We start from the raw sequence: 12,555 nt of genomic DNA, 5'->3' as shown, positions 1-12,555 counted from the left end.
TCTCTTTGTTTATGGTTACACCTTAGCTATTGAATAAAGTAGACCTTTTTTATTTTATTGCCTTCGATCTGATATATAGCCGTTGCCTGCACAGGTTTGTCGCCAAAGCCTGATACGCTTTCCTTATCAATGATGGTATTGCCCTGCACGATTCGCTCCAAAATCTCACAGTGCAGGCCCGGCACCCTGGCAAAAAAGCTATAAGCTTTTCGCATGGCATCTTTTCCTTTCGATTCAAGCTTATTGGGGAAGGTATAGAGCTCTACATCTTCTGCATAAGGCTCTAAAAATGCTTCGAGGTCTCTTGCGTTGTAGGCATTGAGCTGGCGTTGCACCAATGCCAATGGTGTTTCCCTAATGATAGAATCGGGATATAACACAGCGCCTTTATTCACTACGATGCTGATCTTCGCCAGGTTGTTCAGGTCTTCCACCGGATTGGCATCCAGCAATACCATGTCTGCGATCTTTCCCGCTGTTATGCTGCCTGTAAGTTTTTCCTTTGATAAAAAGTAGGCCGGGCTGATAGTAGCGGCTTCCAGCACTTTCCAGTTACTGAGCCCTGCTTCCTTCATTTTCTGTAATTCAGTGAGGTAGGAGCCTCCGTGTAATGTGCCGATATTGCCTGCATCGGTGCCGGCTGCAATACGAACACCAGCATCACTTAGTTTTTTGAGGTTTACCAGGCAAATGGAATCCTGTTTCTTGTTTTGTGCAGTATTGTTTTGTATGTAATTTTTGTATTGCTGAATGATTGGATAATTGAGATGTTTGAGATCAAACAGGGAACCCAGGACCATTGGGTTGGAAGTAGTAAACTCGCTGGTAGAAAACCTGTACTGCTGGCCAAACACCTTGCCGTAGTTGTCATACACCACCAGCGTTGGACAGAGTATTGTTTTCTTTTCTTTCAGCAGCTTTACAAAATCATTGGAAATAACTTCATCCTCTACGCTATGTACTAAAAAGTCTGCCCCGTTCTCCACGGACAATTGGGCTGTGATCCTTTCTGTTGCATGTACTGCAACTTTCAAATTATTCTTGTGGGCCTCATTGATCACTGCTTTGATGAGCGGCAAATGTTTGCGGGCAATTTCTTCTTTATTCCCGCCATTAACTATATACCATATCTTAATGAAGTCGGGTTGGTAGGGTAGTTGTTCCTGCACCATTTTTCTGGCTTCCTCTTCGGTTTGAACCAGGCTGAACGGCCGGTCATTTCCAAGCCCTTTATAGATCGGAGGCTCGTAGGTAGTTAACAGGGGCCCGGTCATGTAAACGGATGGTGATAGGGAATCGGCGGTAAATTCTTTTCTTCTTTGAAGCAGGCTGTAAGTGGCTCCCACATCAATTACACTGGTGATGCCATTGAGCAGGTTGCGCTTCATTACATCACTCATATTGGATTTTGAAAAAGCTATCTCTTCTTCGTAACTGCGCTGTTTTCTCAGGTCGATAGCATCTGGTCTTGTATATAATCCGCCGCTTTGAAAGAAATGGATATGTGCATCCGTCATGCCCGGGATCAGGAATTTGCCGTTACCATCGATGATAGTGGCGCCGGTTGGAGGGGCGGTTGTTTTGGTGTTGATCGATTCGATCTTATTACCCTTTATGAGTACGGTAGCGTTGGGAATTAGTTTTTGTTTTTCAACATCAACTATGGTGGTATTGGTGATGATCGTTTGTGCGTTAGCGGTAAATGAGACCGCAGATATAAGAGAAAGCAGGAAGGCAGACAGTTTCAGCATAACCAATTTTTAGATAAAGAAGTTAGTACAAAACCCTTTGCCTGCCTAATATAGAAATAAATGATGAATACTCATACTATCCATCTACCTTGATATTTGATTTAAAAGGAAGCGTTCTGAAGCCTAAAGTTTGATTAAGAACCTGTAATCCGCCTTGTTTTACACACTAGCGGAATTCGCCAGGTGACGTACATCATTCGCCTCAAGGATATTAAACTTACCATCAACTACAGACACCCGGTAAAGACAAGTATTGCTATGGCCGAAATTTGTCATGCAACTGATAGGGGATTCACTGAGCATGCATAACAACACCAGCAATGAACGGCCATGCATGCAGATCAGCACCCGCTTTTCTGATGGCCTGGAAAGTATGATGTCCATCGCTTCCTGCAGGCGTTCGGAAACCTGGTTGGGGCTTTCTCCTTTTTCAAAGGCCAGATCACATTGTCCACTCTGCCAGTTATGGTTCATATCGCGGAATGCGCTCACCCAGTCCTCTTTGCTTTCCTTGCCTTCCCAAATACCAAATGACAGTTCATCAAGTCCGGGCAATTGCTCCCAGGGAAGTCCATCTTCAATGAAATTTCTTACAGTCTGGTGGGTACGTTTCAGTGCGGATGTATACACCTTATCAAAGGGCAGATGCTTATAATACTGGTAAAACGCTTCTCCCTGCTCTCTGCCCAGTGCATTGAGATCGGTATTTACACCTCTGCCCTGTACAATGCCCAATTTGTTATAATCTGTTTCCCCATGTCTGATGATGTACAACTCTTTCTCCATAATTTTCTTCCGTTAAGGCCCGCAATTTACTACAATATGAGAAAACGGAGCCGTAACTAACCAATTCAGGCTTTGTTGGAACCAAATGAGTCATGCAATCAGCAGTTGATCAATGAGGCAATTTCTCCCGGAAATATCCGTACGTCCAGGTACCTGCAATGGCGCTCAATAATACCACTATCACTACCAGCGCACCTGTGCCTATCTGCGCAAACAGCGGACCAGGGCAGGCTCCGGTGAGCGCCCAGCCAAGACCGAAGATCAGGCCACCATAGATCTGTCCTTTATTGAACTTCTTTGGATGGAATTCGATCTTCTCACCATGAATTGTTTTTATATTGAATTTTTTGATCAGCCATACGGAGATCATGCCTACTACTACAGCTGTACCGATCACGCCATACATGTGAAAACTCTGCAGCCGGAACATCTCCTGGATACGGAACCAGCTTATGACTTCCGCTTTGATAAATACCACGCCAAACAACATTCCTACGGCCAGGTATTTGAAATTATACCACCACGGATGTTGTTTTTGGGATTCATTGATGCAAATGGTATCCAGCGATCGCACTTCAAAATCGGTGTTCGACGGATCGACTTTTATATTTGGGGTTGTTGTTTCCATAATTACAATTTTTTTTAAGGGCGGATTATAAATGAAGGATAAATGGAAGTATCAGGTTGGCCATAATAAAACCACCCACCATGAACATGACCGTGGCAACAAGAGATGGCCATTGAAGATCACTCAAACCCATGATGGCATGTCCGGAGGTACAACCACCGGCATAACGGGTGCCGAAACCAACAAGGAAACCGCCGCCAACCAGCATGATCAATCCACGCAGTGAGAACAGGCTACTCCAGGAGAAAAGCTCTTTTGGAAGTAAACTGCTGTTGTCTGTAATCCCATATCCTGCCAGTTCCTGAGCCAGCGCGGGATTTATCTCTACCGGGTTTGGGTTGGGGATCAACTGTGTTGTTAATATAGCGCCCAGCAATATGCCGCCCACAAAAAAGAAATTCCATATTTCCTTTTTCCAGTTGTACTGGAAAAATTTTATTCCAGCAGGGAAGCATGCTGCACAGGCATGGCGCAGATTTGCGGATATGCCAAAGTGTTTGTTCCCCAATATCAGTAAAGCCGGCACAATCAGTCCGATCAAAGCTCCTGCCACATACCAGGGCCAGGGTTGTTGTAATACCTGAAGCATTCGATATATTTTAGTTTGCAAAACTATTATTACCCTAAGGCTCTATCAGTGACTATTATCACTTAGCCGGAAATGGATAATTGACTATCAAAGCAAAGTGAGACATGTTCACCTTGTTAATTACATATTTAAGATTACCGTACGTATTTCCCTTTTCGCCTTTGTAAATATACAAAGCCGACAATTTCAGGTTCCGCAGCATACCTCCACAAACGTAGTCTATTGTTATTTTTGTATGATCATAGGAAGATAAGCCATATTTATTCAATGCATATTGTTTTACATCAGGCATAAAATACCTGCCATATCCGAGTTCCATTGTAATACGTTGTTTAGGGAATTCCTTTTTCACGGTGGCAGAAACAGCCTGCACATCACCGGCGCCCTCATTCCTTTCGCGGTTGAGAAAGGTGAAGAAGGGCTCTGTTCCCCATTCCCGTGGCATAGCGAATCTTCCCCCGCTGCCAATGCGGGTATAGTTCAATAATAAGCGGACCGTTTTACTTTCCCATCCTGTTCTTACCCCGGCGATATTCACTTTATTGCTGCTGAAATAAGTTTTTGCGGGATCAGGATTACCGCCTTCATTTATTATATCCTGCCGTATGTATTGCAGGCTTAGCAGCCATCGGTTGTTTTTGCCGGAAGGGATCTTATAATCGCCCTGCACCAGCATGGTGTTAAACAGATTGTCAGCATATTGTTCCCATACCTGCAGGTGCAGGTTTTCACCAGGCTTAAAATGCACACCCAACAGCGCTATACCTTTCGTTCTTATATTGCCGCCATAATCACCACGGCTTCCATCACTATTGCTTCCCCGGGGATATAGTCCCATTGAGCCTGCAACGCTATACCAGTGCATTGTACCCCTTGGTGCAATGCGGTACAGCCATCCCGCTTCAACTTTCCATTTCTTCAAACGTATATCCGTATATATACCTTCAACGGAATTTGGCTGTATCCGGTTGTCCTGCATATTGATGAACGGTGTATTGAGAAATTGCCTGCCCATTGTGATCCTGTTCTGTTTCCAATGCCAGGATAGGTTCAAAACACTTATCATGGCCAGACCTCTTTTTTCGGAAGGATGCGTTATATCCAGTAAGGTGCTTTCATAGCGGCTGGCTGCACTTGTGACCGGATCTGCTTTTGACAGGTCTGAAGAAAAAACCGGAAAAGTAAAATGAATACCTGCAGCTAAACGAAGCCCTTTGAAACTTCCGGTTTGATAAAGCAGATGTCCGCCTGTTGCAGCTACCTGGTAATCTGTAAGCCCCGGGGCATTGTTGGTCATCAATAGTGCACTGCGGAAGTTTCCCTGTAACCTGCCCTGGCGGATTGAAAAGGCAAGGGTAGTGGTATCTTCTTTTTCCTGTGCAAAGGCTGCTGAGTGGAAAAACAGGATCATCAGGAACAGGCCGTGAGGGCTCCGCATCATCTTTCTACGATTTATTGGATCGATTCATCTTTTGCGCGGTTGCCTGGGAACTGAACAGGAAGATCCTGAGCAGCAACAACCCGCATTGAAAAGCCCCAGCAATACCAGCACTATTCCTGCTATTCCCAATAATAACTCATGACTGATCAAACCATAGATCACTCCGGCAATACCGGTAACCAAACGCACTACGCGCATCAGGTTCCAGTTTGTTGTCAATAATGTTTTCATTGTACCGGTTTTTATTTAATTCCTTTTTTACTGAGCAATGATCTTACCTGTTCCAGGCTGCCTCCATTGTATAACATTCCATAGCCTGCCAGCTGTAACTGATGTACTGCCAGGCCACTCCGGTTGCCACTTCTGCAATAGAAAACGACAGGCTTCTCACCAAGGCCTTTGATCTCATCTTTCTTTGTGGCAATATCTGCCAATGGAATATTCAATGCTCCTTCAATATGCCCCGTTGCAAACTCTTCCGGAGTTCTTACATCAACAAAAGGAGTGGTTGCATCTATCAATTCAGATAGTTTCATAACGATGATTTTTAGAATTCAAAACTACTCCCGTCAACCGGCGCTATAAATGACTGAAGTCACATAGCGTAACAAACAATTCAATCGTCATAAAAAAGGGCACTCCTTTATCAGGAATGCCCATACCATATATGAACCATTGTGACCTTAGATGACTACAGGTTTCTTCTCCAGCATCCATTTATTCATGCCTTCGGAAAAGTTCAGAATATTCTTATATCCTTTTTCTGCCAGTAATGAATAACCGATAGCGGCTCTGTCGCCACCCTGGCAGTGGATCACTACTTTTTTTTCTTTACTGATCTTGTTGAGGTTATTCAGCAGGGTGCCTACAAACACGTGGTCAGCTCCTTTGATATGACCGGCCTGGTATTCTGTAGCGCCACGCAGGTCTACAACCTGTATACCGTTGTTGGCATAAAGGTCTTCAAACTCCTGCAGGCTTATTACCGGCTCCTGTTCCAGTTTACCACCCGCATCTTCCCAGGCAGTAACGTTGGGAATATAACCGTAAATATTATCCAGCCCGATGCGCATCAGTTTCCTGGTAAGGTCATCGAGTTTGTGAGGATCGGCTACCAGTATGAAAGGAGTTTCATAATCGAGGAACCAGCCGGCCCAGGTATTGAAAGAGTTATTGCCCTGTATATTGATGCTGCCGGGAATGAATCCTTTGGCAAAGCTGGCTTTATCTCGTGTGTCTATGAGTTTGTATCCTTTTGCCTGCGCAGCTTTCACCTCATCAATGCTGAGCTGTTTGAGAGCAGGCACTTCGGTAAGCAGGGGCCTGTTCACTTTATTGAGCTTTTTCATCATGGCGAAATATTTTGGAGGCTCCGGTTGATCGGCCAGCAGGTAATTTACAAAGCCTTCTTCATCCTGCTGGAAGCGGAATGCCCAGTTTCTTACCATTTCATAACCGGTAGTGGTAGAAGGAACTGCACCAAGGGCTTTGCCGCATGCAGAACCAGCGCCATGGCCTGGCCATACCTGAACATAAGGAGGTAATGCGCTAAACTTTTTCAATGAAAGGAACATCTGGTGGGCGCCGGCTTCCTGGGTGCCTTTCAGGCCTGCAGCTTTTTCCAACAGGTCTGGCCGGCCAATATCACCAACAAATACAAAGTCGCCGGTAAACAGCATCACCGGTTCATCACTGGCAGGCTTATCCGTAAGCAGGAAGCTGATGCTTTCCGGTGTATGTCCCGGTGTATGCAACACTTCAAATTCCAGGTTACCCAATTGGATCTTGCTGCCTTCCTTCAATCCCACATGGTCAAACTCGTATTGCCATTCTGGTCCGCCTTCATCTGACAGGTACATTTTTGCTCCTGTAATCGCTGCCAGTTCCCGCGATCCTGAAAGGAAGTCCGCATGAATATGCGTTTCCAGAATATGGGTGATGGTCATTTTCTGTTCCTGCGCAATTTGCAGATAGGTGTCTATATCCCTTTTAGGATCGATCACAGCTGCTACTCCGGCTTTCTGACAGCCGATAAAATAACTGCCCTGTGCAAGGCTCTTATCATAAATGTGCTGGAAATACATAATGTTTTGTTTTTCTGTTTACACAAAGATGGTAATAAGGGTATGGTCCATCAGTGATGCTGGTCACACAAGAAAAATAATCAGGGTTTTATCCACTCGAAGGAATTCCGGTGAATGATAACCCATCCGTTCTTTTCCATTTTTTTCATGAGCCTGCTGATCACTTCACGTGAAGAGTTGAGGTCGGCAGCAACTTCCTGGTGGGTAAGCCTGATATGCCTTCCCATTATTTTAACCTGTCCTTCAATGTAGGAAAGCAAGCGCTCATCCATGTTCCTGAAGGCAATATCATTGATGGTCCTGAGCAGCTCTTCATAGCGGGCCCGCCAGGTGCGGATAACAAAGTAATGCCAGCTTTTGTATTTGCCCAGCCATTCGTCCATATACTGGATCGGAATAGAGAGCACTGTTACATCGGTAAGCGCTTTGGCCATTACCTGGCTGTTTTCCTGCCGGTAGGTACATACCATTGAAACGGCGCATGCTTCTCCCGGTTCGATATCATACATGAAGAACTCGTTGCCTTCTTCATCATCCTGGTATAGCTTCACTACGCCTTCCAGGATAAGCATGGTGGCCCTGATGGTTTGTCCTTTGCGCAGCAGGTTAGTGCCGGCAGGTATCTGCCGGACCTCTCCATGTTGTTCCATTTCTTCATATAGTTCATCTTCGAGCCCGGGAAAAATCTGCCTGATGGATAATTGTTCTTGCATGTATTAAAATTACTAATAATAGTATAAGGTCAGGACGCATTATATGTGAAAAAGCCGATGCAGGGGACCACACCGGCTAAAACTACCTTGATCTTGTTACGCTTTGCCCTGAAGGATCTTATGCCAGTATAACCAGGGTAAAACATAGCGCTTCAGCATGTACATAGACCAGCGTTCTTTTGCCTGGTTGAAAGGGAATGTTTCTACAGGTTTGTTATTGTAATCGAATTCCGCCAGCACCAGTTTACCATAACCTGTAAGCAGCGGGCAACTGGTATAACCCTGGTATTGTGCTTCCGGTTGACGGCCTGCCATCACTGCCAGCAAATTTTTTACCAGTACGGGCGCCTGCTTGCGAACTGCAGCGCCTGTTTTACTGGTAGGAAGGCCAGCCACATCTCCCAGGGAAAATACATTGTTGTATTTTACATGCTGCAGCGTATGCTTGTGCACATCCACCCAACCTGCAGCGTTCGCCAATGCACTTTGGCGGATAAAATCAGGCGCACTCTGTGGCGGTGTTACGTGTATCATATCATAGTCAACAATATATTCCTTGTCTTTGTTGGCTTCGCCAATTCCTGTAAAAGTAGCTTTGCGGTGCTCTCCGTCAATTGCTGTAAGCTTTACATGAAAGTTCAGGGAAATATTATTCCGTTCACATACCTTCAAAAGTGTTTGTTCATATTTGGGTACTCCAAACAACCTGGTGCCTCCGCTCCATAATTGTATGTTGGCTTTATTCAGCAAGTGATGCCGGCGGAAATAATCCGCTGCCATGTACATGATCTTTTGAGGAGCGCCGCCGCATTTCACGGGAGTATGCGGGTTAGTGAAGATGGCATTACCACCCCTGAAGTTTTTGATACATTCAAAAGTATAAGGAGCATGGCTGAAACTATAATTAGAGCAGACATTATTCTTCCCAAGTGTTTCCGGCAGTCCTTTGATCTCATGCCAGTTGAGCTGGATGCCAACAGCCACAATCAGGTATTCATAACTGATACGATCGCCGTTGTGCAGCACCAGGGCATTTTGTTCGGGCTGCATTTCAGTTATGCGTTGTTGAATCCATTGAACACCTTTGGGGATCACAGAACTTTCGGTTCTTTCTGTGTCTTTAATATCGAACACTCCGCTCCCCACCAGTGTCCATGCCGGTTGATAATAATGCTTGTCCGAAGGATCGATCACAACTATCTGAAGCGCTGCGTTGCTGCGTTTAAGTTGAGCGGCTACTGAGATTCCGGCATTCCCTCCGCCGGCAATCACCACCTGGTAATGATTTGACATATGGAATAGTTTACAGGCATAGTTACCGTCTTTCGTTCCAGCAGAGAGTGACTTTGATCACACAATCATTTTCCGGGTAGTTTATCCCGGTACGTGATCTATGTCACTGACCAGGGAAGACAGGGGCGGCACCTTTGCCATAAAATGAATACGATGGACCTGCTAGGATATATTGCTTCTTTATTGATCGGTATTTCATTGGGACTGATCGGTGGTGGTGGTTCGATACTGACCATGCCGGTATTGGTGTACCTTTTTGGCGTTTCTCCGGTCACCGCCACTTCCTATTCTTTATTCGTTGTAGGATCAACCAGCCTTGTAGGCGCCGCTCAGCAGTACAGGCGTGGTACTGTGAATATCAGAATGGCGCTTTTATTTGCTGCAACTTCAGTTGTAACAGTCTTCCTCACACGAAAGTGGCTGTTGCCTGCCATCCCTGAGCATATTGCAACGGTACATGGATTTTCCATTACGGAAAGCTGGCTCACAATGGTGCTGTTCGCTATACTGATGCTGGTGTCTTCTGTATTCATGATGCGTGGTAAGGGCGTTCAGGATGCCACTGCAACAGGCAACAAGAAGGTTAGTATCGGTAAGTTGATCTTCTTTGGTACAGCCATCGGACTGGTAACAGGATTACTGGGAGCGGGTGGGGGCTTTCTGCTCATTCCGGCACTGGTGTTATTGCTTCATCTTCCCATGAAAGAGGCTGTTGGCACTTCATTGCTGGTGATTGCCCTGAACTCGCTCATTGGTTTCACCGGGAACCTGCACGACAAAGGAATTGACTGGCTATTACTTGTATCGGTAACAGCATTGGCCATCGCCGGCATTATTTTGGGCAGTTACCTGAACCGGAAAATTCCGGCAGGCAAGTTGAAAAAAGCATTTGGCTGGTTTGTGCTGGCGATGGGGCTTTTTATCCTGGTCAGGGAAATGTCTGCTGCATTTTGACCAATTGAATGGTCATTTTTTGTGAGCACAGGTGTTGAAGCCAAGCAAGGTATACAAGGGACAAAAACCAGCCAGGCTTGTCAGTATAAAGATACCACCCACTACAACCAATATCAGCCCGATGGTTCCGGGCACTATACCCGCGAAATACAAATAGGCAAATATTACAGCTAACAGCAGCCGGATGATCCGGTCTGCATTACCCATATTCTTTTTCATATAAAGTCAGTTTTAGATGCACTATAAATGTAGCGTTGCTGACCTGTGGAAACACGTGACCTTGGTTGGAGGCGGGAATGATTTTAATCATACCGGGTTTTAAGATCAGGCTTATTACATTGATCTATGGCTGGGTATTTTGTCTCATTTTGCCATTTCGTGGATCTTATAACAGGCGTACATTGCAAACAGAAAAACTGCCAGTACAAAAAGAAATGCCCAGAATTTTCCTTTAACGCCAGGCATGATATTCTGTTCCGGCTTATCTGCCAGGTACATGATCTCCAGTTTATCGCCTCTTCTATATTTCCCTCTTTTAGTAGTGAATATTCCCGAAAGTTGTTGACTTGTAATCCCGGGAACATATGCGTAGGTCACATGATCGATTGTGGCGCCCCTGTAATATCTCACGGTTCGTACAGAAGATATTTCTGCGATTGTTCTTACTCCATTCCGAAGAATATGAATGTATCTTTTTCTTTTTATCAAAAACAAAACAAGCGGGAGCGCTCCCGCAGCTAACAACAAAATGTATATGAAGATCATTTACCGGTCTGATTTTTATTGAATAATTTTTCTATTTCTCCTTTACGCAGGGCGATGCGTCCTTTATCCGTTTTGATCATGATGGTTTTGGCGCCAATTACCGGCGTTTTGTATACCGAAACATTCTATTGTATAAGGACTCCACTGCATTGCCCTCGCTGCTGAATTTAATGCTGAAATATGTCTTGAGCTCCGGTCGCTCATCCCACATCATTAAAAGGAATGTGCTGTCTTTATCGTTTACAATATATTCCAGGGAGGCTTTGGCGGGGTCAACGTATTTTACCTGTCCGTAGAGTGTCCATTTCTTATTAGTGGTTTTTTGCTCGGTCAGTTGAGCATTACCAGTAACGGCAACGAATAATAGCAGGTTGAACAGCAGCAGTAGTCTTTTCATTGCGAATGATTATGTAACGGTATTGGCTGAATATAGGCTTTCCACTCCCTGATAAATTTACCGAAATATCTCCATTCGCCCGGTTTGTAGGATCGCCTGTTGCATCTATTTGTTTACAATGACGTGTCAATAGCGAATATGGGTGAGAGGCGGTGGAAAAATAAAATTTGCGCAACCATATAATTGCGTGTATATTAGCAACCAGATAGTTGCAAATAGCCCAATAATGGAAACAAGAAGAGATATTTTTCAGGCAATTGCCGACCCCACAAGACGGGCGATCATTGCCATGATCGCACTGCAGGCAATGACCCCCAATGCCCTTGCCGAACACTTCAATACAAGCAGGCAGGCCGTTTCAAAGCATATTAAGATATTGACAGAGTGCGAACTCGTAAAGCAGGAACAACAGGGCAGGGAGATCTACTATTCGCTCCAGATCAAGAAACTGAAAGAGGTAGATAAATGGTTGGAACAATTCAGAAGACTGTGGGAAACCCAATTCAATCAACTGGATAAAGTATTGGCAACACTTAAAAAACAAAAAAAATGAAAACTGATTTGCAATTTGAGCTTACCGTTGATAAAGCAAAAAAAACGGTGTTCATAACCAGAGAATTTGATGCCGGACTTTCACTGGTATGGGATGCTTTTACCAAACCAGAACTTCTTGACCAGTGGGGTGCGCCAAAGCCCTGGACTGCAAGAACGAAACACATGAATTTTGAAGTGGGCGGCCGTAGGTTCTATGCGATGGTGAGCCCGGAAGGACTGGAGCGTTGGGCTATTCAGCAATATACTTCCATTACGCCGAAGACCAACTTCAAAATGTTCAACACTTTTGCAGATAAGGATGAAAACCCTGAACTCCCGGGTTCGGACTGGGATTTTACTTTTAGCGAAAAAGGGGGGATAACAATTGTGAGTATCAGTATCTATAATGAATCGCTTGAACGTATGGAGAAGATGATTGAAATGGGTTTCAAAGAAGGATATGCAATGGCGATGAAAAACCTGGAAGAACTCCTTGCAGATTTATCGCAACGGAAATAGAAAGAAACAGGGAGTTTGTAGTAAGGGACGATCTTTTTCTTATCAGGCTGGATGAAATGGTGGTAATGGTCGTCCTCTCATCGCTTTCGGAGAGAGGACGA

The 12,555-nt window shown here is 44.9% G+C and carries 16 protein-coding genes; 3 read left to right on the top strand and 13 right to left on the bottom strand.

The annotated features are described in order from the left end of the window. Window positions 1-26: 26 nt before the first annotated feature. The 10 genes from D9Y29_RS03765 to D9Y29_RS03720 all read right to left on the bottom strand — a co-directional run bounded on the left by D9Y29_RS03765 (window position 27) and on the right by D9Y29_RS03720 (window position 9,285). The gene (locus D9Y29_RS03765) at window positions 27-1,751 is read right to left on the bottom strand and encodes an amidohydrolase family protein (RefSeq protein ID WP_127125153.1); all 1,725 of its coding nucleotides are present in this window, start codon (window positions 1,749-1,751) and stop codon (window positions 27-29) included. Between the two features lie 159 nt (window positions 1,752-1,910). Then, entirely contained in the window at window positions 1,911-2,537 is a 627-nt protein-coding gene (locus D9Y29_RS03760; protein WP_127125151.1) for a histidine phosphatase family protein, read from the bottom strand. A gap of 109 nt (window positions 2,538-2,646) precedes the next feature. Next, the gene (locus D9Y29_RS03755) at window positions 2,647-3,165 is read right to left on the bottom strand and encodes a DUF6691 family protein (RefSeq protein ID WP_127125149.1); all 519 of its coding nucleotides are present in this window, start codon (window positions 3,163-3,165) and stop codon (window positions 2,647-2,649) included. Between the two features lie 25 nt (window positions 3,166-3,190). Continuing rightward, window positions 3,191-3,754 carry a YeeE/YedE family protein gene (locus D9Y29_RS03750; RefSeq protein WP_127125147.1) on the bottom strand — a complete coding sequence of 188 codons (564 nt, stop codon included), beginning with the start codon at window positions 3,752-3,754 and terminating at the stop codon, window positions 3,191-3,193. A gap of 58 nt (window positions 3,755-3,812) precedes the next feature. Continuing rightward, window positions 3,813-5,195, bottom strand: a complete 1,383-nt coding sequence (locus D9Y29_RS03745; protein ID WP_127125145.1) for an OprD family outer membrane porin — start codon at window positions 5,193-5,195, stop codon at window positions 3,813-3,815. Window positions 5,196-5,219: 24 nt separating this feature from the next. Then, complete coding sequence (locus D9Y29_RS03740; RefSeq protein WP_127125143.1) at window positions 5,220-5,426, bottom strand: hypothetical protein; 207 nt, start codon at window positions 5,424-5,426, stop codon at window positions 5,220-5,222. 11 nt (window positions 5,427-5,437) lie between these two features. Further along, a complete protein-coding gene (locus D9Y29_RS03735) occupies window positions 5,438-5,731 on the bottom strand; it encodes a rhodanese-like domain-containing protein (RefSeq protein WP_127125141.1) in 294 nt (97 codons plus the stop codon). A gap of 147 nt (window positions 5,732-5,878) precedes the next feature. Beyond that, window positions 5,879-7,279: an MBL fold metallo-hydrolase gene (locus tag D9Y29_RS03730; protein ID WP_127125139.1), complete on the bottom strand. Its 1,401-nt coding sequence runs from the start codon at window positions 7,277-7,279 to the stop codon at window positions 5,879-5,881. Window positions 7,280-7,359: 80 nt separating this feature from the next. Continuing rightward, window positions 7,360-7,992 (bottom strand): Crp/Fnr family transcriptional regulator, encoded by a 633-nt coding sequence (locus D9Y29_RS03725; protein WP_127125137.1) that lies wholly within the window; start codon window positions 7,990-7,992, stop codon window positions 7,360-7,362. A 96-nt stretch (window positions 7,993-8,088) separates the two neighbouring features. Then, window positions 8,089-9,285, bottom strand: a complete 1,197-nt coding sequence (locus tag D9Y29_RS03720; protein WP_127125135.1) for an NAD(P)/FAD-dependent oxidoreductase — start codon at window positions 9,283-9,285, stop codon at window positions 8,089-8,091. 153 nt (window positions 9,286-9,438) lie between these two features. Here D9Y29_RS03720 and D9Y29_RS03715 point away from each other — a divergent pair, with 153 nt between their 5' ends. Then, on the top strand, window positions 9,439-10,239 hold the full coding sequence (locus tag D9Y29_RS03715; protein ID WP_127125133.1) for a sulfite exporter TauE/SafE family protein: 801 nt from the start codon (window positions 9,439-9,441) through the stop codon (window positions 10,237-10,239). A 12-nt stretch (window positions 10,240-10,251) separates the two neighbouring features. On the opposite strand, the gene D9Y29_RS03710 is transcribed toward D9Y29_RS03715, so the two are convergent. The 3 genes from D9Y29_RS03710 to D9Y29_RS03700 form a co-directional block, all read right to left on the bottom strand. After that, on the bottom strand, window positions 10,252-10,458 hold the full coding sequence (locus D9Y29_RS03710) for a YgaP family membrane protein (protein ID WP_127125131.1): 207 nt from the start codon (window positions 10,456-10,458) through the stop codon (window positions 10,252-10,254). A gap of 144 nt (window positions 10,459-10,602) precedes the next feature. Next, window positions 10,603-10,869, bottom strand: coding sequence for a hypothetical protein (locus tag D9Y29_RS03705; protein WP_127125129.1), 267 nt, complete (start codon window positions 10,867-10,869; stop codon window positions 10,603-10,605). 232 nt (window positions 10,870-11,101) lie between these two features. Further along, window positions 11,102-11,401, bottom strand: coding sequence for a hypothetical protein (locus D9Y29_RS03700; RefSeq protein ID WP_127125127.1), 300 nt, complete (start codon window positions 11,399-11,401; stop codon window positions 11,102-11,104). Window positions 11,402-11,627: 226 nt separating this feature from the next. On the opposite strand from D9Y29_RS03700, the gene D9Y29_RS03695 reads away from it, so the two are divergent. Beyond that, window positions 11,628-11,954, top strand: a complete 327-nt coding sequence (locus D9Y29_RS03695) for an ArsR/SmtB family transcription factor (protein ID WP_127125125.1) — start codon at window positions 11,628-11,630, stop codon at window positions 11,952-11,954. Then, window positions 11,951-12,454 (top strand): SRPBCC family protein, encoded by a 504-nt coding sequence (locus tag D9Y29_RS03690; RefSeq protein ID WP_127125123.1) that lies wholly within the window; start codon window positions 11,951-11,953, stop codon window positions 12,452-12,454. Before D9Y29_RS03695 ends, D9Y29_RS03690 begins: the two co-directional genes overlap by 4 nt. Window positions 12,455-12,555: the final 101 nt, after the last annotated feature.

Origin of the sequence: Pseudoflavitalea rhizosphaerae (assembly GCF_003991355.1) — a bacterium.
In the GTDB taxonomy this organism is placed as follows: Bacteria; Bacteroidota; Bacteroidia; order Chitinophagales; family Chitinophagaceae; genus Pseudobacter; species Pseudobacter rhizosphaerae.
The sequence above is the reverse complement of the archived record's forward strand: the minus strand, read 5'-3'. Positions and strand labels throughout refer to the sequence as shown.